This window comes from Klebsiella sp. HN106, assembly GCF_051209435.1.
GTDB classification, from domain to species: domain Bacteria; phylum Pseudomonadota; class Gammaproteobacteria; order Enterobacterales; family Enterobacteriaceae; genus Klebsiella; species Klebsiella oxytoca.
Genome location: NZ_JBLURD010000002.1, coordinates 137,572 through 160,336 on the forward strand (window position 1 = coordinate 137,572; position 22,765 = coordinate 160,336).

At 50.1% G+C, this 22,765-nt stretch carries 29 protein-coding genes; 7 read left to right on the plus strand and 22 right to left on the minus strand.

Annotation, left to right across the window (positions count from 1 at the left end):
- Positions 1–22 precede the first annotated feature (22 nt).
- The gene (locus tag ACSIPU_RS07180) at positions 23–943 is read left to right on the plus strand and encodes a DUF6414 family protein (protein WP_196558065.1); all 921 of its coding nucleotides are present in this window, start codon (positions 23–25) and stop codon (positions 941–943) included.
- A gap of 210 nt (positions 944–1,153) precedes the next feature.
- A complete protein-coding gene (locus ACSIPU_RS07185) occupies positions 1,154–2,149 on the plus strand; it encodes a DUF4917 family protein (protein ID WP_196558066.1) in 996 nt (331 codons plus the stop codon).
- A 213-nt stretch (positions 2,150–2,362) separates the two neighbouring features.
- Here the strand turns inward: ACSIPU_RS07185 and ACSIPU_RS07190 are convergent, their stop codons facing one another.
- Positions 2,363–2,905, minus strand: a complete 543-nt coding sequence (locus ACSIPU_RS07190; protein ID WP_004100562.1) for a TetR/AcrR family transcriptional regulator — start codon at positions 2,903–2,905, stop codon at positions 2,363–2,365.
- 181 nt (positions 2,906–3,086) lie between these two features.
- On the opposite strand from ACSIPU_RS07190, the gene ACSIPU_RS07195 reads away from it, so the two are divergent.
- Positions 3,087–4,289: an MFS transporter gene (locus ACSIPU_RS07195; RefSeq protein WP_017146224.1), complete on the plus strand. Its 1,203-nt coding sequence runs from the start codon at positions 3,087–3,089 to the stop codon at positions 4,287–4,289.
- The gene (locus tag ACSIPU_RS07200) at positions 4,289–5,104 is read left to right on the plus strand and encodes a Cof-type HAD-IIB family hydrolase (RefSeq protein ID WP_016808087.1); all 816 of its coding nucleotides are present in this window, start codon (positions 4,289–4,291) and stop codon (positions 5,102–5,104) included. The genes ACSIPU_RS07195 and ACSIPU_RS07200 overlap by 1 nt, the downstream gene beginning before the upstream one ends.
- A 47-nt stretch (positions 5,105–5,151) precedes the next feature.
- On the opposite strand, the gene ACSIPU_RS07205 is transcribed toward ACSIPU_RS07200, so the two are convergent.
- Positions 5,152–6,387, minus strand: coding sequence for an MFS transporter (locus ACSIPU_RS07205; protein ID WP_017146226.1), 1,236 nt, complete (start codon positions 6,385–6,387; stop codon positions 5,152–5,154).
- A 319-nt stretch (positions 6,388–6,706) separates the two neighbouring features.
- Between ACSIPU_RS07205 and ybjG the strand changes: the two genes are divergently transcribed.
- Entirely contained in the window at positions 6,707–7,300 is a 594-nt protein-coding gene (gene ybjG / locus ACSIPU_RS07210) for an undecaprenyl-diphosphate phosphatase (protein ID WP_004100554.1), read from the plus strand.
- A gap of 124 nt (positions 7,301–7,424) precedes the next feature.
- Complete coding sequence (deoR, locus tag ACSIPU_RS07215) at positions 7,425–8,183, plus strand: DNA-binding transcriptional repressor DeoR (protein WP_004100552.1); 759 nt, start codon at positions 7,425–7,427, stop codon at positions 8,181–8,183.
- A 30-nt stretch (positions 8,184–8,213) separates the two neighbouring features.
- Here the strand turns inward: deoR and dacC are convergent, their stop codons facing one another.
- The 13 genes from dacC to ACSIPU_RS07280 all read right to left on the minus strand — a co-directional run bounded on the left by dacC (position 8,214) and on the right by ACSIPU_RS07280 (position 17,577).
- Positions 8,214–9,416, minus strand: coding sequence for a serine-type D-Ala-D-Ala carboxypeptidase (gene dacC, locus ACSIPU_RS07220; protein WP_016808089.1), 1,203 nt, complete (start codon positions 9,414–9,416; stop codon positions 8,214–8,216).
- A gap of 366 nt (positions 9,417–9,782) precedes the next feature.
- A complete protein-coding gene (locus tag ACSIPU_RS07225; protein ID WP_082237839.1) occupies positions 9,783–10,100 on the minus strand; it encodes a hypothetical protein in 318 nt (105 codons plus the stop codon).
- A gap of 111 nt (positions 10,101–10,211) precedes the next feature.
- The gene (locus ACSIPU_RS07230; RefSeq protein WP_319793325.1) at positions 10,212–10,382 is read right to left on the minus strand and encodes a hypothetical protein; all 171 of its coding nucleotides are present in this window, start codon (positions 10,380–10,382) and stop codon (positions 10,212–10,214) included.
- 78 nt (positions 10,383–10,460) lie between these two features.
- Complete coding sequence (locus tag ACSIPU_RS07235) at positions 10,461–10,655, minus strand: hypothetical protein (protein WP_319793326.1); 195 nt, start codon at positions 10,653–10,655, stop codon at positions 10,461–10,463.
- A 46-nt stretch (positions 10,656–10,701) separates the two neighbouring features.
- Positions 10,702–10,959: a hypothetical protein gene (locus ACSIPU_RS07240; RefSeq protein WP_319793327.1), complete on the minus strand. Its 258-nt coding sequence runs from the start codon at positions 10,957–10,959 to the stop codon at positions 10,702–10,704.
- A 2-nt stretch (positions 10,960–10,961) separates the two neighbouring features.
- A complete protein-coding gene (locus tag ACSIPU_RS07245; protein ID WP_319793328.1) occupies positions 10,962–13,025 on the minus strand; it encodes a hypothetical protein in 2,064 nt (687 codons plus the stop codon).
- A gap of 50 nt (positions 13,026–13,075) precedes the next feature.
- On the minus strand, positions 13,076–14,014 hold the full coding sequence (locus ACSIPU_RS07250) for a hypothetical protein (protein ID WP_435321789.1): 939 nt from the start codon (positions 14,012–14,014) through the stop codon (positions 13,076–13,078).
- Positions 14,014–14,787 (minus strand): DUF2612 domain-containing protein, encoded by a 774-nt coding sequence (locus tag ACSIPU_RS07255; RefSeq protein ID WP_435321790.1) that lies wholly within the window; start codon positions 14,785–14,787, stop codon positions 14,014–14,016. The genes ACSIPU_RS07250 and ACSIPU_RS07255 overlap by 1 nt, the downstream gene beginning before the upstream one ends.
- On the minus strand, positions 14,784–15,983 hold the full coding sequence (locus ACSIPU_RS07260) for a baseplate J/gp47 family protein (protein WP_435321791.1): 1,200 nt from the start codon (positions 15,981–15,983) through the stop codon (positions 14,784–14,786). Before ACSIPU_RS07260 ends, ACSIPU_RS07255 begins: the two co-directional genes overlap by 4 nt.
- Entirely contained in the window at positions 15,983–16,336 is a 354-nt protein-coding gene (locus tag ACSIPU_RS07265; RefSeq protein ID WP_435321792.1) for a hypothetical protein, read from the minus strand. The genes ACSIPU_RS07260 and ACSIPU_RS07265 overlap by 1 nt, the downstream gene beginning before the upstream one ends.
- 3 nt (positions 16,337–16,339) lie before the next feature.
- Positions 16,340–16,477, minus strand: a complete 138-nt coding sequence (locus ACSIPU_RS07270; protein WP_187416062.1) for a hypothetical protein — start codon at positions 16,475–16,477, stop codon at positions 16,340–16,342.
- 201 nt (positions 16,478–16,678) lie between these two features.
- Positions 16,679–17,332, minus strand: coding sequence for a Gp138 family membrane-puncturing spike protein (locus tag ACSIPU_RS07275; RefSeq protein WP_319793331.1), 654 nt, complete (start codon positions 17,330–17,332; stop codon positions 16,679–16,681).
- A gap of 83 nt (positions 17,333–17,415) precedes the next feature.
- Positions 17,416–17,577, minus strand: a complete 162-nt coding sequence (locus ACSIPU_RS07280) for a hypothetical protein (RefSeq protein WP_435321794.1) — start codon at positions 17,575–17,577, stop codon at positions 17,416–17,418.
- A gap of 49 nt (positions 17,578–17,626) precedes the next feature.
- Here ACSIPU_RS07280 and ACSIPU_RS07285 point away from each other — a divergent pair, with 49 nt between their 5' ends.
- Positions 17,627–17,908, plus strand: a complete 282-nt coding sequence (locus ACSIPU_RS07285) for an effector-associated constant component EACC1 (RefSeq protein ID WP_435321795.1) — start codon at positions 17,627–17,629, stop codon at positions 17,906–17,908.
- A gap of 66 nt (positions 17,909–17,974) precedes the next feature.
- Here ACSIPU_RS07285 and ACSIPU_RS07290 read toward each other — a convergent pair whose 3' ends face one another.
- The 7 genes from ACSIPU_RS07290 to ACSIPU_RS07320 are packed head-to-tail and all read right to left on the minus strand — an operon-like array spanning position 17,975 to position 22,762.
- Positions 17,975–18,319 (minus strand): hypothetical protein, encoded by a 345-nt coding sequence (locus ACSIPU_RS07290; RefSeq protein ID WP_304257409.1) that lies wholly within the window; start codon positions 18,317–18,319, stop codon positions 17,975–17,977.
- Positions 18,316–19,344, minus strand: coding sequence for a hypothetical protein (locus ACSIPU_RS07295; protein ID WP_435321796.1), 1,029 nt, complete (start codon positions 19,342–19,344; stop codon positions 18,316–18,318). Before ACSIPU_RS07295 ends, ACSIPU_RS07290 begins: the two co-directional genes overlap by 4 nt.
- 2 nt (positions 19,345–19,346) lie before the next feature.
- Entirely contained in the window at positions 19,347–19,649 is a 303-nt protein-coding gene (locus ACSIPU_RS07300; protein ID WP_014837667.1) for a phage baseplate plug family protein, read from the minus strand.
- A complete protein-coding gene (locus tag ACSIPU_RS07305; RefSeq protein WP_104460124.1) occupies positions 19,650–20,240 on the minus strand; it encodes a phage baseplate protein in 591 nt (196 codons plus the stop codon). It lies immediately after the preceding gene.
- The gene (locus ACSIPU_RS07310; RefSeq protein ID WP_319793335.1) at positions 20,240–22,159 is read right to left on the minus strand and encodes a hypothetical protein; all 1,920 of its coding nucleotides are present in this window, start codon (positions 22,157–22,159) and stop codon (positions 20,240–20,242) included. Before ACSIPU_RS07310 ends, ACSIPU_RS07305 begins: the two co-directional genes overlap by 1 nt.
- Complete coding sequence (locus tag ACSIPU_RS07315; RefSeq protein WP_004152565.1) at positions 22,149–22,301, minus strand: DUF6889 family protein; 153 nt, start codon at positions 22,299–22,301, stop codon at positions 22,149–22,151. Before ACSIPU_RS07315 ends, ACSIPU_RS07310 begins: the two co-directional genes overlap by 11 nt.
- 35 nt (positions 22,302–22,336) lie before the next feature.
- Positions 22,337–22,762, minus strand: coding sequence for a phage tail assembly chaperone (locus ACSIPU_RS07320; RefSeq protein WP_064363294.1), 426 nt, complete (start codon positions 22,760–22,762; stop codon positions 22,337–22,339).
- Between the last annotated feature and the right edge of the window lie 3 nt (positions 22,763–22,765).

A 22,765-nucleotide genomic window follows, 5' to 3' on the forward strand; every position in this document is an offset into this window, starting at 1 on the left:
GATAAAACAAAGGAGATTTAGAATGAGTTCTGAAAATAATAACAATTCTATTAAAAATATAATTTATCTCGATTATGAGAAAATGTATTCACTCAGTGCACAGTTATTTAAAGGTGTTGTTTTTGAATCATTAATTGAAAAAGGATACAGTTTCTCCGAGAAGGATAGCATAAAAAACTTTGAAAACAACAACACGGAGAATGATAGTCGTAAGAATTATGTAAAACCTTATGACTATCATTATTCTATGTTCGAAAATAAGCTACATGAGCTTGACAAAATAACCACCCTATCAAAAGGCGCATTTAATGAAAAGATATCTTTCAACAAAATAAAAAATCATCCATTTATTAAATCCACTGGTGTAATATTAATAACAGACCCGGTTGCACTTACTAATTTAACCAAAGATTTTAACAAATTCAATGACCACCTTGCATATATAACTAATGCTGGAGAGATCAATGAATTATACTCAAAACTAAAAGAACTCACAAAAAATAACAAACAACAAATAGCTGATATACGCTCAAAAATAAAATCACTTGAAGATGAGCTAGCGTATATTCGTACATGTTCAAATCAGAAGTATCATGATAGCCTTGCAGAAATTTTAGAATTCAGTTATGGAACGGAAATAGAAATCAATCAAAACATGGGTGAATATATTATTTCTGGATTCTTTGAGAGGGAATTCCTCAAACAACCAGTGTCAACTATTTTAAAAAGGTACTCCAGAAAAACTGTTACAGAATTCACTATACTTGGTATTACTACTCAGTTTAAAACTGACGAATGGACTATACCTGATGTTGGATTCAATGACTTCAGAGGTGCGATCAAAGGACTTAACGAAGCAAACTATAATGTCGAAAAATCTTTTTTAGATGTAGCTGACAAAGAGTTAATTTTAGAACCTATAGCGATGTACACAGAATTATAGTAGTGCTTGTATGAAATAGCTTATATTATACATTAACCACTATTCTAAAGTACAGTTAAATTTAGCCCTCTGACATGGGGGCCTTTTTATGGCAGTACGTAAATTTGTAAATATGCTCTGCTCATAGTAAAATTGTGATTAGCCCACTTTTCTATTCTCTAAGGCTAACATAGAATCAAGTCATCTACATACAACAAATGAGTATGATTCATGCATACTTTTGCACAAGCACTCGCTTCCTTGCAGGAAGGGGAAAAACCCTCCCTGCTTATGGGAAATGGTTTTTCACAAGCTTGGTCTCCACAAATATTCAATTACCGGAATATTCTCGACAATGCCAACTTTGGTGCTCATGGAGATTTAATAAGAAAATTATTTCAAGAGCTAAATACATTCGATTTTGAGTCAGTAATGGATAAACTTTCATCAGCAAATAGGATAATTAAACACTATGACCCTCATTGCGAAATGATAAATCTAATCAACGAACATCAGGAAGCTCTGAAAACGGCACTTATCAATGCCATTTCTAATTCTCACCCAACATACCCACATCAAATATCAGGCAGGCAATTTTCTTCCGCGAGGTTTTTCTTATCTTGTTTTGAAGGATTGTTCACGCTTAACTATGATTTATTAATGTATTGGGCTAGAAATAAAAACAGCCTTGAGCCTTTAAACTTTGAGACAGATGATGGCTTTAGGGCTGGACGAACATGGCAACGCTATGACACTGATCAAGAAGTATTTTTCTTGCATGGTGCGCTACATTTGTATGAGCAAGGTTCTTTAATAAAGAAACATGCAAGTAGTGATAATGGTAACACTATTATCGAACAAGTTCAGATAAATTTAGATGAAGATGCTTTCCCTCTTTTTGTTTCCGAACCAACAAGTGAAAAGAAAAAAGAGAGAATTCTACACAATCCCTATTTAAACTTTTGCTACGCAGCGTTACGTAGGTTGAAAGGGACATTGTTCATATACGGACATTCAATGGATAAGAACGACAGGCATATATTTGACCAAATCCGAGAGAGTCAAATCACTAAAGTATATGTCAGTATTTATGGCAATGAGAATGATGAAAACAACAAAAAAGCTATAGCAAATGCTTATCGATTTTTATCAAAAGATGGATATAATGTTGTTTTTTTCATCGCAGAAACTGCTCCTATTTGGGGAGAAATACAAATTCCCGCATGATAAATAAACTAACGACAGTAGGAAATTTTGAAATTTACATTCAAACTTACCAACGCAGGAGATACACTCTTCATGAGTTTAAGTGGCGGCAGCGGTTGGCATCGCCCCCCTAATCGCCACTCCTTATAAAGGACCTAACCCGTTGAGAAAGCTATAAATATTTATTATTACCAACCCGCTTACATAAATGTTTTTTTGTCTTCTGCGCCCCGCTCACTCTCCCGCCAGCCTTCCCACCATCAGTCGAATTGCTTCTCTGGATAGCGGCGCTCTGTCGGTCACGAAGTGCAGCGTCATACCCTCGATAAAGGCGTCAAGCCCGCGGGCCGTTGCTGGTTCAAACCACTGTTCCAGAGTCTGCTGGCTGCGCAGCATCCAGTTTTGCATGACTGCTTTTAAATTCGGCTGGCTGCTGCAAAAAGCATACAGCTGATACATCAGCTCCATATTGCGTGCGGTGGTCACCTGGGCGCTGAATATCAGCTCGGCAATCGCGTCACAGGCCTCTTCGCGGCTATGCACATCGGCAAAAAACAGCTGATACTGCGCCGACATCTGGCCGGTAAACAGGCTGAACGCTTCTTCGACCAGCGCCTCGATACCGCTGAAATAGTAGGTCAGCGAGCCCAAAGGCACGCCCGCACAGGTGGCGATTTTCCGATGCGTGACCGCGTGGATGCCGTGTATCGCGATCGTGTCCAGCGTCGCCTGCAAAATCCGCTCCCGACGCTGCGGGTCGTTTGGTCGACGGGCCATCAGTGTTCCTCTCTCATTTAAATAGGCGCTTAATCCCTTAGCGGATGCTGGGCGCATTCCTCAGGCTGAATCGAATCATAGAGGTCAATAAAAAAACATTCTTCAGCAAGCAGCCTGGATGTACAAATGTACACAACCTTGCTACTGTTGTCTGCATCTCTCCACTCTCGGGCATTTACGGATGACAGCGCAAACCTCCCGCAGAGCCCTTCAGCTAAGGCTGTGGGCGCTCTTCATGTTCTTTTTTATCCCTGGATTACTCATGGCCTCATGGGCGACCCGCACGCCGGCGATTCGCGATCTGCTCGCGCTCTCGACGGCGGAAATGGGGATTGTATTATTTGGACTATCAATAGGTTCGATGAGCGGCATCCTCTGCTCAGCGTGGCTGGTCAATCGATTCGGCACCCGAAAAGTGATTCGTACCACCATGTCCTGCGCGGTGGTCGGCATGCTGGTCCTCAGCGCCGCGCTATGGTTTACCTCGGCGGTGCTGTTTGCTGTTGGCTTAGCCATCTTCGGCGCCAGCTTTGGTTCAGCGGAAGTGGCGATTAACGTTGAAGGCGCCGCCGTTGAACGCGAAATGAATAAAACCGTGCTGCCGATGATGCATGGTTTCTACAGCTTCGGCACGCTCGTCGGCGCCGGAATAGGCATGGCGGTCACCGGCTTCGGCCTGCCCGCCGCGCCGCACATTCTGCTGGCGGCGCTGGTGGCTGTCGCCCCCATCGCTATCGCCATTCGCGCAATTCCGGAAGGTACCGGCAAGAATGCAGCGGAAGCGGCGCGCCATGAAGGCAAAGGCCTGCCGATATGGCGAGATGCTCAATTGCTGCTGATTGGCGTCATCGTCCTGGCCATGGCCTTTGCCGAGGGTTCCGCCAACGACTGGCTGCCGCTGCTGATGGTGGACGGCCACGGCTTCAGCCCGACTTCCGGGTCGCTGATTTACGCGGGCTTCACCCTCGGTATGACCCTCGGCCGTTTTACCGGCGGTTGGTTTATTGACCGCTACAGCCGGGTGACTGTGGTTCGCGCCAGCGCGGTCATGGGCGCGCTGGGCATTGGCCTGATTATTTTTGTCGATAACCCGTGGGTCGCCGGCCTCTCGGTACTATTATGGGGCCTCGGCGCATCGCTCGGCTTCCCGCTGACCATTTCCGCCGCCAGCGACACTGGCCCGGATGCGCCGAAGCGCGTCAGCGTGGTGGCGATCACCGGCTACCTCGCCTTCCTCGTCGGGCCGCCGCTGCTGGGCTTCCTCGGCGAGCACTTCGGCCTGCGTAGCGCCATGATGGTAGTGCTGGCATTGGTGCTGGTCGCGGCCATCGTCGCCCGGGCGGTTGCGAAGCCACACTCTGAACCCGTGATGGAGAATAGTTAATGAGCATCAAATTGATTGCGGTAGACATGGATGGCACCTTTCTGAGCGATGCCAAAACCTATAACCGTCAGCGCTTCCTCGCCCAGTATCAGCGGATGCGCGAGCAGGGCATCCGCTTCGTCGTCGCCAGCGGCAACCAGTATTACCAGCTTATCTCCTTCTTCCCGGAGGTAGCGCACGAGATCGCCTTTGTCGCCGAAAACGGCGGCTGGGTGGTCAGCGCCGGAGAAGATGTATTTAACTGCCGGATGCCGCAGGAACATTTCAATACCGTCATCGATCATCTCCAGACGCTGACCAACATTGAAATCATCGCCTGCGGTAAGCGCAGCGCTTATACCCTCAACCAGTATAATGATGAGCTGAAAGCGGTCGCGGCGAAGTACTATCATCGCCTCGAACTGGTCGACGACTTTAATCATATTGCTGATGATGCGATTCTGAAATTTGGCCTCAACGTCCCGGACCAGCTGATCCCTGAGATACAGCCGAAGCTGCACGCCGCGCTTGGCGATATGGTAACCGCAGTCGCTACCGGCTACGGCAGCATTGACCTGATTATTCCTGGGGTACACAAGGCTAACGGCCTGCGCATCCTGCAGGAGCGCTGGGGGATCGAGAATCATGAAGTGGTCGCCTTTGGCGATAGCGGCAACGATATTGAAATGCTGCAGCATGCCGGATTCGGTTACGCGATGGCCAACGCCGCCGCGCCGGTGAAGGCCGTTGCTGGCTATCGTGCGCCGCACAATAACGAAGAAGGCGTACTCCATATCATTGATAAAGTGCTTAATCGCGAAGCGCCGTTCGTCTGAGACAGCGCCTGCTGCGGCGCGTAACGTCGCAGCAGGTCATTGGAGAGTTACTGCGGTTCGAGGGAGCTGCCTACGCGTTTGTCCTTCAGGAAGTAGACCATCATCGCCAGCCAGAGCACCCCGCTAAGCAAATTCAGCAAACTGAAGAGTCCGCTGCCGCCAGACTCATAGGCGTGCTTGCTCACTTCAATACCCACGGTAAAGATCAGCATTTGCAGCATCCCCATCGCCGCCGATACCGTCCCCTTGCTCATTTCGCTGGCAAACAGCGTCAGGCGCACCAGCCCGGCGTTAGCAAGCCCAATGCCGAAGGCGTAAACGCTCAGCCCGGCGGTCATCCACAAATAAGCGTGCGTCGAGGCGACCGTAGCGACGGCGGAAATCAGCAGGCCAAGCATAATTGGCCAGCCGCCGAGGATAATCAACGAACGCACCGTTTTGCGGGAAGTCTGGCGCGCCAGCACCAGGTTACCGGCGATCAACGCGCCAAAGATTGGCACCTGCAGCAAGCCATATTCGTAGCTGGTCGCCTGCTCGCCGCTAATGATAATCACCGGCGACTGGGCTATCCACGCCAGCAGCGGCAGGCTGACAAAACCGGTGGCCAGCGCGCCGGCGACAAAGCGCAGGTTTTTCAGCACTTCACGATAATCACGCCCCAGCTCTTTTACCGAGAGTTTCTCGCCCATGCGGGTGGCGGTTTCCGGCATCGCCCGCTGTAGCCCGAAGAAGGCGATAGCGGCCAGTACGGCAAACAGGACAAACATCATCTCCCACGGCAGGATATGTACCCAGGCCGCGCCCACCAGCGGCCCAAGCAGCGGCGCAATCAGCGCGACGTTGGCCATTAAGGCGGTAATCTTGATGCATACCGCCTCTTCAAAAGACTCCTGTATCGCCGCATAGCCAACCGCGCCAATAAAGCACAGGCTGATACCCTGCAAAAAGCGCAGCAGCGTGAACTGCTCAATAGTTTGCGCCAGCAGCGTCGCCAGGCAGGTCACGATAAACCACACCACCCCGGTCAGCATGACCGGACGGCGGCCGATGCGGTCCGAAAGCGGGCCCAGCAGCCACTGTAAAAACATACCGCCGGCGAGATAGGCGGTCATGGAGGTCGGAACCCATTCATTGCCAACGCCAAACTCTTCCACGACCGAGAGCATGCCCGGCTGGATCATATCATTGCCGATATAGGTGGCGAATTCGTATAACACCAGGCACAGCGGAAAGAGCAGCGCCTGACGTCCGAGGCGTTTGCCTGAAAGTGAAGAATTGTGCATGAAATCTCTTATTTAAATAAAACCGCGCAAAGTTTAATGAAAGTCGTGCCGGGGAGATAGCGAATTGTGAGCGATGGCGAAAAATATCGCCATTCTGCAACCTCTTCGCCACCAGCGAATAAAAAATCCCGCTGTATGTATTTCGTTTATGTTTCAATTAGATTACACACTATATACTCCTTTATTCAGTCTGTTAACGAAGATACATGCAAGATTTCACTCATAACAAACTGATAATTAAGAAAATACTGTTTTACCTTAGCGCCACCGTTTCTTAGGGTGGGCGGCTTGTTGATAACGGATTAAAGAGCCCGGACGTATGCTGGAAAATATTAACTACTCGCTGTTTGCATTACTCAATGCCACTCCCTCGTCCCCGTGGTGGGCGATAGAGATCGCGACGTTTATCGCCAAAGACCTGATTATTATTGTGCCATTATTGGTATTAGCCTTATGGCTTTGGGGTCCAAACCAGCGTCAGCTAGTATTTAAGGTGATGATGGCATTAGCCATTAGTCTTACGCTGTCATGGATATTCGGCGCGCTTTTTCCGCACGAACGGCCGTTCGCCGCCGGTATGGGTTATAACTTCCTGCACCACTCGCCCAACAACTCCTTCCCGAGCAATCACGGCACCATCTGCTTTACCTTTGCGCTGGCCTTTATGTTCTGGCACCGCCTGTGGTCGGGAGTCCTGCTTTTCGCCGTTGCCTGCGCAATTGCCTGGTCCAGGGTCTATCTCGGCGTTCACTGGCCGATGGATATGCTGGGCGGACTTCTCACCGCGATGAGCGCCTGTCTAAGCGCCCAGCTTTTGTGGCAAAGCGGCGGAAAGACCCTTTATCAGCATCTGCAGCGGCTGTACCGCCTGTTCTTTTCGCTACCGATTCGCAAAGGCTGGGTGCGCGAATAACCTGTTTCTCAGCCGCCGGTAAATTGCGGCAGAGCCCAACGCCTGCGCGTGACTAACCCTCTTTCGGCAGGTAAAATCGCCGCTGACGCCCTGTCGATGCAGGGCGCTTTAGCCTAGAGGGAATATGGAAACTCGTCGTGACGAACGCATCAGCCAGCTTATTCAGGCACTCAAGCGCAGTGATAAACTGCATCTAAAAGAAGCGGCCACCCTGCTTGGGGTGTCGGAGATGACTATTCGTCGCGACCTCAACGGCCACAGCGGCCCGGTCGTTTTGCTGGGCGGCTATATCGTTCTGGAGCCGCGCAGCGCGACGCACTATCTGCTAAGCGACCAGAAAACGCGCCTTGTTGATGAAAAACGCCGCGCCGCCCGCCATGCGGCAAAGCTGCTTGAGGCCCATCAGATGGCCTTTTTCGACTGCGGGACCACCACGCCGTGGATTATCGATGCCATCGACAACGCCCTGCCGTTTACCGGGGTCTGCTATTCGCTCAACACCTTCCTTTCCTTGCAGGAAAAGCCACAGTGCCGCGCGATTTTGTGCGGCGGCGAGTTCCACGCCAGCAACGCCATTTTTAAACCGCTGAGCCTGCAGGATACGCTAAGCCATCTTTGCCCGGATATCGCGTTTTATTCCGCCGCGGGCGTCGATTGCGAGCAGGGAGCGACCTGCTTTAACCTCGAGGAGCTGCCGGTTAAACACTGGGCGATGAAAAGCGCGCGCTACCACGTGCTGGTCGTCGATCACAGTAAATTTGGCAAAGTTCGGCCGGCGCGGATGGGCGATTTATCGCAGTTTGACGTGATTGCCAGCGACGTGTGTCCGGATGACGAGCTGCTTACGCTGGCGAAAGAAAAACAGATTTCACTTCTTTACTAAAACCGCGCCCCGCAGGGCGCGGCCTGCATTTTACGAGAACCAGCCGCCGAACCAGCCGTGCAGTTTCATCAGCACGAAATCGATCATCCGGCTAAAGAACCCGCCTTCATTGACCGCTTCCATAACAATCAGCGGCCGCTGTTCAATGGTTTTATCATTCAGTTTAAAGTCGATGGTGCCGACAACCTGACCTTTAGTCAGCGGTGCGGTCAGTTGCGTATCATTCAAAGTGTAGCTGGCCTTCAGGTTTTTCAACTGGCCTTTCGGCAGCGTGATGGAACCGGCATCGCCCGCGCCAAGCTTCGCTTCACTGCTATCGCCAAACCAGACGCGCTGGGTAATGAAGGTGGCATCAGGTTTAATCGGCGTCACGGTTTCATAAAAGCGGAAGCCCCAGGTCAGCAATTTTTCAGATTCGTTAAATCGGATACGGTCAGTTTTGGTACCGAGCACGACGGCAATCAGGCGCATGTCGTTTTGCGTCGCGGAAGAGACCAGATTGTAGCCCGCACCGGCAGTGGTTCCGGTTTTCACGCCGTCAGCGTTAAGGTTCGTGCTCCACAGCAGGCGGTTACGGTTCGGCTGACGGATTTTGTTGAAAGTGAACTCTTTTTCTTTGTGGATCGCATACTCTTCCGGCACATCATGGATCATCGCTTTGGTCAGCAGCGCCATATCGCGGGCGGTACTGAACTGACCCGGCGCATCAAGCCCGTGCACGGTCTTAAAGGTGGTATTGGTGAGGCCCATCTTCTGCGCATAGCCGTTCATCAGGCTGACAAAGGCGTCCTGGCTGCCCGCCACGTAGTCGGCAATCGCGATGCTGGCGTCGTTGCCGGACTGAATGATAACGCCCTTGTTAAGATCTTCCACCGACACCTGCATTCCAGGCTTGAGGAACATCACCGAGGAGCCGCGCAGCGCCGGGTTACCGGTGGCCCACGCATCGCGCCCGATGGTCACCATATCCGTAGACTTAATCTTACCCGCCTTTAGCGCCTGGCCGACAACGTAGCTGGTCATGATCTTGGTCAGGCTTGCCGGATCGAGTTTTTCATCGGCATTGCCTTCGCTGAGTACTTTGCCGCTGGCATAGTCCATCAGGATCCAGGCGCGCGCGTCAATGGATGGCGCATCGGGGAGTTGTTCCGCAGCCTGCACCGCAGGCGCGACGAGAAATAAAAGCGCGCAGCCTGCCGCGAGGCCGCGAAGGGAAAAAGCATCATGCGTCATAAGAGCCACCCAAGTATCCTTTCCAAACAAAAATATGCCGCCACACTCGTTCCGCGCCGCAGCAGCCGGTGAGTAAAGCGTACAAATGACCTTAAAGAAACAGCGAGTTGGTAAAGTTTTTAAAGTTTACGCAATAACCTCGCGCGGCGCTGCAAACAGCGCAATTTTTTTGATCGCGGTTGCCTAAATATTAACTTTATTATGGCATGCAAAAAAATAGTTTAGCAAATTCAATGATCTGCAATATTTTCAACGATATAGCTCGGTTGACTTCGGGACAAATGCGGACAAATGCGGACATTTGATTGCCCCAAACCGTGCCCCAAACGCCATTTTGCCCCAAAATCTGCCCCATTTTTACCCCCTTCAAACAGGGCTATCATCCTGCCTCATATCGTTGATCACGTGCGTTGCAACTCCGAGCACTTCAACCTCATCCATGGCATCACCTTCAATCGACTCCCCCTCTACCGTGATGAACGATCTACCCATTAGCTTTGCAAACTGAAGTTCGCCAGCAGAACGTATGAGCAGAATACTCCCCTGCTTAACCTTTAGAGACAAGTCCAGAACAACATACCCACGGTCGGTTGAGATAACTCGCGAGTTTGCTGTGATGTTGCACAGAGAATTTACTGTTAACGTGCTTTCAATGTAATCCGTAGCCGGTGACGGGAATCCCATGATCTACCCTCCAACAACACTGTTTGTATATACAGTAGTTATATTGAGATGGAAGATCAAGAGTGGTTGCGGCTATCAATTCATAACACAGAACAATGTATCAGTTGATTACTATACTTTTTTTATTTCAGTTAAAATCGTAATGAAAGTCACGGGCCAAAGAACTACAAACATTAAAAGTCCACAGAGGTTATTTAGCACACCTTTCGTTTCATCTGCTCCTGTGACCTGAGCGATAATCCAGAGTAACAATCCAAAACCAAAATACCATTCCATCAGCATTCAACCTCTCATAATTCTAAATTGCCACCTGAGTAGAGCAATTCTGTGCCTGCTGCCGGGTAGTTCCATCCTTCATCTTTATTTATGTTTCGGCAAACCGACAATGTCAGCCTCATAGCCAATTCCATAACGAATTCCGCTTGCATCAACCACTGGGCATCCTACAGACCAGTCGCTTTTATCAACCAGAACGCCCCTAAGCGTTTCGCCTTTTTGGGTTCTGATTATTACCTGCTGTCCTGCCCTTAAATTCAGGATGTTAATTCGTTTCATCCACATTAATCCTCTGATTATCCCGCCATTACTGGCGGGATATTAACTATGCGTCTATCGCGCCGGAAAATCTTGGAAGGCTTTTCAGATAGGCATAGGCCTGAGTTTCCGGGTCGTCTCCATTCAATGCGTACCCCTCATATACAAAATAATCTTCCATTAGTAGCGGGCCGCCTTCAGTGGCATAGAACCCGACATTGAAATTCAGTCTCAAGCGGTCCGGAGAGATAGTTATCGCCCCCACTGTGATAATGCAGTCAGTAACAGAAACGCCGTTAATCGTCTGGTCTAATTTAATTGACATAATTAATCCTTCATGATGAGAGTGACGCCGTATGTTGTTGCCGGAAGTTTGTTCCCTGACAACGTTGGCTTAATAACAATTGAAACAGATGTTGCAGTGGATTCTGCATAATTTGGAAATGCCTCAATTGGAAATGAGAGGCCAGATGGTGATGTTATCTGCGCGGAAACACCAGTCGGACGGCGACTCATATAACAGCGAGGTACAATCGTTAACGTGTGCGAATCAGCCGCCGCGGACAAAGTAAACGCTTCGTACCTGCTATCAATATTCCCCCTGTCCATATCCCCGTTATTATCGAGCACAGGAGAGGTGACGCTAGAGAATCTGTAATTTTTGATGGAAGTGTTGCCGCAACCCGCGCCGTTAGTTACGGCGACATCCGCGAATGAAACTTTAATACCGTCAATGACATTGCGATTACTAGAGTTAACTGTGTTAAATGCTGATGTAACCTTCTCATAGTCCGCGCTGTAAGACTGGCACTGGAAATTACTGATAAAGCAATCAGACATTGCATTCAGGATTATGCCCTGCCGGGTTACACCGGTATTCGTACTGTAGTGCAACACATTAACTTTACTGGCATTGCAGGCCTTTCCGTTACGCAGATGAACAGCGTAATTTGCAGTAGCCACTCCATGGTCATCAAGTAAAGTAAATACATTCTGAATATCTGAGTAGTTAGTATTTACCAGATATATTCCAACCGTTGTTGCATTTATGTGGATATTGCTTAAAGAAGCCTGATAAACGCCCAGCTTTCCTGCCGGGTCTGCTGACCATTTTTCATCGGTCACACCACCTACAATAGCGTTAGTAACATTGACAATATTCCACTTGTCAATAAAAACGCCTTCCGTATAGTCAGGACAATACCAGCAGTATTCAAGGAAATACATCCACGCATCTGAATGGTAGGTCTCCACCGTCCATCCGCCGCCTCGATGAAGTATGCCAATGCCCTGGAATTTATAGTTGTTATCCTTTGTCGAGCACCCCCGGATATTCAATCCATCCGTCTCATACCAGCCAAGAGAAATCAAGTCGAGCGCGACACCCCAGCCGATACCCGAAATCCGGCTGGATGCTGACCCTGCAATCCTCAGGTCCCTGAACATACCACGCCGTCGTGTTCTGTCCCCAATCTGTGCGCCGGCGGATGCCACCAGTCCGGAGCCATCCACTACCAGCGACCGGTTGTCCTCGTTAAAATCCTGCGTCGTCTCCAGCGTAAAACCCTCGTACACAACCGGGTCATCCGTTGCAGACAGCGTCTGAATAATTCCACACGAACCCGAGGTTTGCTGAATTTTTGTTTTATGCTGTCCCTTGCCAGATACAGTAATCCCGCCAGTAAACGTGACAGGTCCAGTAATTACGTAGGTTTTAGCCGCAAGATTCAATGCAAGCCTATTTGCAGAAGCAAACGTAAAAGCGGCCTGCAAATTACCGCCGAACATTTCAGGTGTTATTTCGTTAATAGCAGCATTCAGGAAATCATGCAGATTTTGCGTAACAACACCATCCTGCACGTGAGTGCTCAGCCAGGTACCCATACCCTCTTCGTCTGAACCCAGGTTTTGGCGAAGCGTGTCCCCATCCATCAGAACCAGGTGGGTTACATCGTTAGCAAAGCTTGTTTCATCAGTACCGGTAGTAGTAAAGCCTGTATCAGTCTCTTTACTCAGTCGGAAAAATTGTCCCTGAAAGCGAATATATTGGTTGCGGGCACTAAACTGGAATGGGCCGTCTTCATAGTCACCCAGGAACACATAGCCAGAGCTATCAAGGAAATGAACAAAGCGAGCCTCTTTGTCAGCCTGCGCAGCATCAAATTCAGTTTCCTGGGCTGTAAGTTGGGTGGAGAAACGAGATTCAAAATCCGTAAGTTTTACTGTGAATGCAGATTCCATCCCAAACCATGACATGCGACTACGGCCAAGTCGATCCGTCCAGAATGCCGATGTTATGTCGTTCAGAAAAAGGTCTAAATTCTGCGCATTATCGAATACGTTGCGCATGTCTGCCGACGGGACCGGGTCCCGCGTTAAATAAAATGGCATAGGGGTATTACCTCAGAAATGATGCAACAGAAAGGCTCTGGTTGACAGTATCAATTGATTCTTTGCCATAGCGTTATTCTGTGCTGATCGTTAATCGTTTCCGTTCGCCCCATGCAACGCCACGTTCCACTAAGCGCGGTTGATGAGTGATTACCATCGCCAGTGGCTGGATATAATGCGGATCCACTAACGGTAGCGTTGTACTCTGCAGCACCGTCATACCAGGCAAACGCATACGCGCCAACCTCATTTATTAATGCGGGGGGTTGCTTATTTGAAGGGCTGTAAACACGTTGGCCAGTATCGTAAATTCCCGAACCTGACTTAATATCTCCATCAGTAGCAAACTCTCCACTTTCTTTGAAACGGAAATATTTTCGTGTTCCGCTTTTATAAACAACGACACGATGCTCAAAATGGTCATCAGAAATGTCAGAACTGTAAAACTCAGCCCACATGGTCCCATTGGTACCATATGGATAAAAAATATTGGCTGAAGATCGAACCTCTCCGCCACTGGATGAGCCCGAACCAATAAAATACTGGGCTGAAGACCATGCGTTAGCGCCAGAGAGTAATGGAATTACCTCTCCCTTAGTTCCCGTATCGCGTGTAGATGCGCTACCCAGCCCTAAATTATTGCGAGAAGATGCTTTAGCCTCATCACCAGCATTCGATATTTCAGACAGATAGCTTGCGACCTTAAGATACCGTTCGTCACCACTTTTATTCAGCGCCTGAGTTAACTGAATTAATAACTTCGATGTATCACCATCGTCCAGCACATCCGTTTCTGTTTTATCTGCAATGAACTGAGCCAGAACACTCGCTATGACTGTAGCCTGGCGCAGGGCCTTATTTATCTGGCCGGATCTTGCTATGCCTGCTGTGAATCCTGTAGCTAAAGCAATGAGCGCTTCCCATTCAGGCTGAGTCGCAACATTTGCACCAGCGGCTATTGCGAACGGTTTAAAATTATTTTCCGCCATCAGAAGTTTTCTCCCCATGCGCCAGTTTCAAAGCCAGCGATATAGTCATTATCAACATCAAATCCAAAAAATTTATACCCGTTTGAGGGGGTTACGGTTTCTCTGACCCTGACGCCAGCAGCCTTAACCGTCAAAAGACCGGCGCGTATAACGAAAACAAATTCAGCTGGTAACTTATCAATGGGATTAATATCGTATCTTGAAGGCACGTAATCGGCAGGAAGTGTAATGAACGGCCCCCGGTTCATGCCTGAATCGAATATCAGCCTGTCCGTTACCGACATAAGATATTCTTCATCGATAACAATCAGCACTGAAATAGTCATATCCTGATTATCCAGAATAATCATTTTTATTCCCGTACCTGCAAGCGCAGTCTCCAGGATATTCGGTAGCGTACGGTTCTGGCCGTTCCAGTTATTGATGCCAATTCTTGCTTTCAGAACAATTCGGTAAACGTCGTCGCTCAAATAGGTTAATTCGTCGGTAGACTGGTAATGCCCCAACCACACTCCCTGATCCCAACCGACGCGCTCTTTATCCCACTCCAGAAAGACACCTGATATGGGCGCAGCGACTGTCCGGTCGATACCAATCCATTCACCGAGAATATCAAGCTGATTTCCTACCGCTGTGTCCACATCAAAAGCGGCGACCAGTCCAGAAGTTGCAGTCGACACATCAATCAGTGGGCGTGTTGAAAGGTCAACATGATCGACAAATTTCGGCTTCCCGGCGTGGTAATTGGTTATCAGGTCGGTGTATTTGCTCATGCCGTCACCGTTATCGCTATATTGTCCACGCTACACGACACTGATTCGTCATAGGCTATAACTACGTTGGCCGCTGCAACGGTCGCTTTCGACTTGCCGATCATCAGTTCCATGATGTCGTAATAGCGAGCATTACCGCCGCTGACCACGCCGAGGTTAGCCGGGGAGTAAACACGACTTAGTAACACACTGTCACCGATAGCCAGCGAATTGATATACGCCGCTACTGCCGCTTTAATTTCGTCTCCGACCTGTGAACTGTACCCGGTAAGCGCCTTAAGCGTGATTGAGACGTAAATCGGCACATCAACCGGACGGGAAAAACGAATGGTGTAAGGATTGCCGTATTTGTCGGTAACTATCACCGCTGTTGTGCCGTAGGTTGTTACGCCCTGCCCCTTAACACTGCGGATGGTGTTAGCTATTACCGTCGCATCACCACCCTCGACAATCGCCGAGATCGAGTGCGGAGGCAGTCCGTTAGAATCTGTCACCTCCTGGTCGTTCTCAAACAGCTTGTGACGGGTCACGCCTTCAACGTTAGCAATCGCACCGTCTACAGCATCAAACGGCGTGAGAGACGCCAACGCAACGCTTTGCGACTGCCTTACGCGCAACTGTGCGTCAGTTTCCGCAGCAACGCCCACGGTCGCCGCCAGGGGATTTGTAACCGACACCCAGCCCCGGGTAGGTGTATTGATGGTGGTTATGCTGCCCGCCAGCGCGGCTACTGCGCCGGTGCTGGCACACGTGGCCGTAGCAACCACCGTCCCATCAGTACCGATAATCACCGTCGCAGGCAGATTCCAGATAACGCTGTTGTTATCGCGCACTGAGCCATTCGTGATGGTTGTGCCGACTGTGCCGGTCAGAAGAAGGTCAACGGTTGAATTTGTCGCTGAACGCCGGGTGATGCCGTTAATTTTGACGTTGCTCGTCAGTGCATCCCCCAGCGCCGTCGCTGGTGAAAATGAGCGGTAAACTGAAATTGCGGTATTATTGGCGTCATGGATTGCCAACGCCACCAGCGCGATTAACTGACCATCTTTGCTATCCGGTTCGATATAAGCATCACTGCCGTAAATCTGCTGAAAGTATCCCGTCACAGTAGACAGGATGGTTTGATAGTCAGGCGCACTTATCCCCTCAGCGGTTACCGTTGCCGATAAGCCGAGCGATTCAAGGTCCAGAGCCATTACGCCTCCGAGGTTACTGTCGTGGTTCCGTAGATGGTTTCTACCGTTGCTGTGAACGTTACACGGCGCGTGCGGCCGTCAACGATAGTATTGAATGCGGTAATAGAGCTGACGCCCTGTGTTTCAAGAATGCGCTGGCGAATAGCCAAATTGTAGGTTTCGGGTCGCTGCTTTCCGAGTACGGACTGAATCCACGGCGTACCCTCTGTGGTATCGAGGAACCACTGACCGTACCAGAGCAGGAAGCGCGTTTTAATGGCCTGCGCGACGGCCTCCGGAGAGTTTACCAGCCAGGTGTCATCGCCCTGGCCAAACGTGTAATCCCCATCATCATCTTCTCGACGGTAGCGCATATGTCACCACCAGCGAATAGCCATAATTAATCGGGCGACGCCATACAGAACGACGGTAACAGCGACTGCCCTGATAGCCCATGCGGCTGCTGAGCTGATTTCTTTCGTCACCGGCGCGTCGATTTCTAAACCGTTTTTCATAGTCAACCTCAGTAGAATTCGTTTATAATTCACGCACGGTCTCCTTGCCGTAACAACATGGTCACAGGTTCCTCGTTAGTAACGGTAACGTTGAACATAAAAAACCCCGCACTGCTTGCAACAGTCGGGGTTTTGTTTTTTCCCGATAACAGGAAGTTATTTTTTATTGCTGCGCTGGGCAATTTTATTCGCCAGCGGTAACTATCCTCCCAGCGGAGCTGTATTGCTCCCACCAGATTCAACACCACCATGTGTATGCTTATCGACAATTGAGCCGTCCACCAACTGCAGGCGTCCGTCAGGCAGAATTTGAAGGCCGTTCAGGTTAAAGCCTCCCGGTGCCGTACCGTTGATTGCTCCGCTGGCAGGGTTAAGGCTCAACTTTGCTGACCCATCATCGCTGCGCAGTTCTACCGCGCTGGCGCTGATACCACTGATTTTCTTCGCTTGCGACTGCGGACCCACGATACAAAATGCATCCGACAAATCATGCATGCGGCCGTCTACTGGTTCCTGCACCCCGCCACTCTGCCACCAGAAATCAATGCAGCGGTCGGCAAAGATAACCAGGCACTCATCACCTTCTTTGATCGGGAAAGTCAGCGTACAGCCGCCGCCACGAGGAAAGACGACGGGAACATCCACCAGCAGCGGGAGGTTTACCGAGACCTCGGCACCTGATTCATCCTGCTCTGAGCCTTTAATGGCTGGCTGAACAACAGCAGTGACGGCATCCGTATCAAACGACTGGATGATGCCGGGAATGGAAACGCGCATAGCGGACATGATCGCCTGCGCCAATTGCGCGTCGGCCTGCTCTTTACTGCCGAGCTGAGCGTTAAGTGATACGGGCATTTACTTTACTCCGGGCATTAAAAAACCCGCTCAGAGGCGGGTTACTGATCAAATATCAGGATGTCAAAGGTAGATAATGCGTGTTACTGATCTTTGTTGAAACCTTGGATATGTGCCTTGCTTAAAACCACGGTTACATCGTGATTTGTTGCAAGCCAAATACCACTCAGAAAAAGACGGAAGGCAATTTTAAGCTTCTCTACATAAGGGCCTGATATTTTTATGCCAAAATCAGAAACATCCATAGTTTTACCTCCAGAGATTGGGAACGCAGTGCTACCCTTAATTAAGGATATGATACCACAAGGAGATTATAAGGTTCGCAGAAGAATACGTACTGGAGACTCTCTTGGTGCTGGTCTCGGCGCTTTGGTCGATGTAACCATTATTGTCGCCACCTCTTCACCAGCATGTATAGCTATTGCTTCAATAATCAGGAAATGGATTCAAACCAAACATTCAAAAAAAGTCACAATGACAACCGAAAATGGCTCAATTAAAGTTGAAAACCTTTCCGCAGATGAATTAATAAAGGTTATCAATGAATGCAAGCAATTAAAATTTAAAGATAGATAGCTTCCATTTAAAATAGCCCACAGAGGTGGGCTTAACCAGAAACCTTCTTACACGGAAACGACCCGATCACTTCACCTTTTGGCAGTCGTACGTCCAGAATTCTCTCGGTTCATCCATGTTCTTGCGGATCACTTCAACGTTGAGTATGGGTTTGCCGTTTCGAGCCACAAAATCCATTCCAAGCCAGCGGCCAGATTTAGCATCCGGAAGCATCCACTGTATTTTCACGTTGTTGTAATCATCCTTTGTCTTCAGAAAGGTGATTTTCTGAGACTCAGGCTTAGACCCGTTTATCCTTGCAAACCCATCCTGCGCTTTCCAGTTAATCCCAAACGGTCCGCAGGCCGTATCCGCAAAGGCAGGAGTGGTAAGAAAGAGAGTAAAAATACAAGCAATGATGTTTTTCTTCATGTGTATTGCGCCGCATCCAAACCTTTTGAGTTGAGCAAATCCCGAGCCCCTTTTGCCAGACAGAGTAAATCCATATACCACGCCTGCCCGCGAGTATCGCCAGTATAGTCAATACTGCCGACAATGTAATCACCATCGGTATTGATTGCAGCCAACTGCGCACCGGGAAGACTATCGACATAGATATTGCCGTCTGTGGTGGTTTCACCCAGTCGGCCCGGCAACTGTCCAACCTGGTCATTGCCGAGGGCTGCGCGATACACTGACGCCTGATCCAGCCGGATAAGGCCACCCAGTTTAATATTTGGATTTATCAGGCAGCGCACATTAACGCCCGCGCCCATCGTCTGTTGCGGCATACCCACCAGCCCGGTATCAGCATTAAGCACAATTGCTTCCTGAATATACTTATCCTCAGGAACGATATGCACCTGGTTGTTTTCATACCACCAGTTGGCCTTGCACTGCCCTGCCAGGCTGTACATCAGGCGGCCGGTATTCTGATAGATAACCCGCCCGCGCGGGAAGACCGTTGAACCAAAATCCGGTCTACTCCCTTCGGATATGCCGTACGGCCGTAGTGATTGCATGCCCAAATCAAACAGGTCGGCATGTTTCCAGCCCGCCGCCACTGTCGTTTTCACGCTGGCATTTAAATGCCCTTCCCAGCCATCGATGCACTGGATGAGTATCCAGCTATCGGTAACGTTCTCTTTTCCGGTAATGGTAAAGCGTATATCGCCGTTAAAGATGATACCGACATTTTTATCGGGGTAGTTGCCGCTACTGTCCGGCGTGCCGTTATACCCTGCTATAGCCCTCACGCGGGTAAACTCTTTCCCCATGATCCGGTTCTGAGTCTGAGGGGAGAGATTGTAGATTTTGAAGTTACCCACGAACCCGTTAAAGATTGTCGAGGGCATCTTCTGGATATTGAATGTCACTTTAAATTCCGACAGCGATATCCCATCGCCTTTATCGTCAATAAGTTGCAACTCAAAGTGCCGCATCCAGTTCTGAGACATAATCACTCCGTTACTGCGTAAAGATGGCTCTTAATGCCGAGGTCTGTTTCGGTAGGGTTGTCATTTGCCGGATCGTCGCAATCAACATAAAGGGAAAATCCCAAACCGAGATAGCGATACTGCGCCAGCAGGTCAGCACCTGTGATTAACGGGATGCCCTTTATCAAATCGACACCACTGCTATCCATAATGTCCAGGCACCAGAAAGCAGCACGCCATGTAACAGCCATTTGGAAGTTCTGCCCAGCAAGTGCGATAGCAAACTGCTGATTGTCTGGTGACAGGGGTATTTCAGATACAGCCATTTAACCTCCAGACACGAATCCGATAAACCGGCTCATTAAGGACTCATTTTGCGGAGTCGGCGTTTTTACCCCAGAGTTCTGCACCGCTGAAGTATTCGCCCCTTCTTTCATGTTCTCTTTGGCAGCAACGCTCACTGTCTGTGTCTGCGTTGTGTTTAGCTCCCTCAGGGTGAGGGTAGCCATCAGAACATTTTCACTGGTTTTATCAGTGGTCACATCCAGTACTCGTATGAGCATATTTGTATACTGGCGTTTACCTGTGGTGACACTGAAAGGTTCACGACTGCGCTGAAGGTCTAACAGTTTTTGATATGTTTCTGACGGGCTAATCCCCAGAGAGAGGCCAATTGACGACGTATCAAGCAGATCAAGCAGGGTTCCACCACCGGAGAAGCCGATCTCCATTACTAACTCAGAGGGACGCCGATAAGCATGGTCGGATACAAAACCAACTCCGTCGCTGGTCGGTTTCTCTACGGGGTGTTCTGTTATTTCCAGAGTGTCGCTATGCCGTTCAGTGATAACGACATCCGGAACTATCAGCCCAATTTTTCTCGTCTGCTGCTGAAACAGCGTAGAAAGGATGTCCATCAGCTCGGCCCCTTAGTCAGTTGCTGGGTTGCGCGGGCATTAACATTCCCCTGATTATCAGAAACGATTTTTCCGGCCTCTCTCGGGTCACTGACACCCGAAATATTGATAACCGTGCTCTGATTCAATGTCGCGCCAGCAGCACGATGCGCCAGAGGGCTATTCCAGTTTGAATAACCTTCTTTACGGGCCATGGATTGCATCAGCGCCCCCATCGTATTCGGATCTGACAGATTAAGCGCTGCCGTAGGAGAAACGCCCATCCAGCCAGCCACGTCACGTGCATATTTAGCCGGGTCGTTGTTATCGGCAGCAGGTGCCCAGGTGCTGACGATGTCCATGATGGTCTGTAGGCGCCTGCCGGTAGTTTTCCCGGTAAAGTATCGCATCAGCTGGTTTTTCATGGCCTCCCAACCTTCCAGAGCCGAACCGAACGAGCGAAAGCCACCACCACCTACAGGCCGTATATTTCCCGGATTATTGTTGCGGTCTGCCAGGGTATTACCTTCCCCACGGAAAAAGCGGCCAATGCTGCGAGGGTCAAATCCTGTTTTATCCTTTATCCAGTCGGCGGTGCTGTTAGCGCTGTCAGAAACCCCTGGAAGAGCATTTGGATTTGTACTCCCTTGATTGAGCAATGCCTTGCCAATACGCGCCGCTTCACTCCAGTTGCCGTCCTTTATGGCGTTGAGCAGATCGGCTATCAGGTTCAGCATTTTGCCAAACTCGCCCATCTGCGAGATGAAGTTACTGAAGTCCCATTTTAGAGACCAGGATTTAGGGTCAATACCCAGGAGCTTACCGAGCGCCTTCACCAGAGTAGAAACACTGTCCCGCAGCTCAGTAATGTTGGTGACTGCAGTATCAATCTCGCCTTGCCACTTTTCCCAATCGACGAAGCTTTTTCCACCTTCCTTCCAGGTCTGGTAATCCTCCCAGAGTAGCGCGATTGCCGCCACCAGCCCGAGAACCCACGTTACCGGTGAAGCCATCATTGCCCGATTCAGCAGCCACCACGCAGCAGTAAGCCCACCAATAAGCTCGATCAGTTCCTGAGACTGCCTGTCGAGCGAATCCCACCAGTCGCTGATCCCCTGGCCGACCTGGATAAGTCGATAGACAATCCTCCCTATTACCTCACCAGCCCAAAGGATGCCCTTAATCGTGGCGGTTATCACACCTTCAATTTTCGGGAAATTCTCCATAATCTGACGGCGCAGGGTGTCAATAGAGCCTGCCAGCCCGTTAGCCAGATTAGAGCCGATTTTATCCCGCGCCATGCCTGCCATAAGGCCGAAGGAGCGAAGCGAGGTCATGAACTTATTAGAGCTGACGGCGGCCACATCGGCGTTATAGCCAATCGCCTTCGCCATCGCGGTGTATTCGCCGCTGAACTGGCCAATACCGCGACGCATTGCCATCAGGGTGTTTTCATCCAGCCCCAGCATCTGCGCATACTGGTTAGCGCGATAATACGGCATATTGCTGAGTCGCTGGCCGACGCCGGTAAAGATCGTCGCCATATCCCGCATATTGCCGCTGGCGTCACGGGTCTGGACTCCAAGACGGTTCAGGAAACCTTCCGCGCCTGGGTTATTGCGGATAAACCGTGCCAGATTCTCAAGCGATCCACGCGCTGAGTCGGCGCTGCCGCCTACCTGGCTAACTGCATACCCGATTTGCTTAATGCCCTCTACCGTCGCTCCGGTGCGCTGAGAGGCCCAATAGAGGTTGTCGAGGCTGCTGGCTATTTTGGCGGTGAACGCGACAACAGAAAGAGCTGCCGCTTCGACCTTGACGCCCAGCTCAATCGCTTTCAGCGTCGTACCCGCCACTACAGCATCGAACTTTTTAGCACCGGCCTCATCAACGTTAAACCCAAGCGAGATCAGAAAGTCCTTGAGCGTTTCAGCGTTCATTGTCCTCTCTCCATTTCGCTATGCGATATTCGTTATCGGCTTTTAGGTCAAGCCAGTCATTCATGCGGGCAACATCGGCCAGGTCGACCGAGCCGTCTTTAAGTGCGGTGTAAGTGATGTACCCGGCATCCACCGGGCGCATCAGGAAGCTTTCACCCTCAGGAAGAGTTTCCAGCGTCAGGCCACTGGCGGGGTGGGCGTCTCGCTGGCGGGGAGTTCTTTCAAAAAATTTCCCAGACTATCGGCGACCACCCGCGCCACCAGCTGCAGCATGGTAAACAGGTCCGTATCGTCGAACATCAATACGCCCTGATCGAACACCTTCGCCCAGCCCTTTTCGTGCTGGCGGGACACGACACCCAGACACGGGTAAATCACCGCGTTAACGTCCTCATCCGGCAGCGCGGCCAGCGTATCGGCAATTTTCGGCAGTACGCTTTCCAGCACTGCACCTGAGTTACCCGCAGCGGCCTGCGCTTTCAGCATGGAAAATTCACTAACGAGCCCGGCCAGCACCGGCAGCAGCTTACGGCTGACCTTCAGTTGCTGGAATACGTCGAGTTTAGCGGTTCGGTAATTAACGCCCTTGATTTCAAATTCCATCTG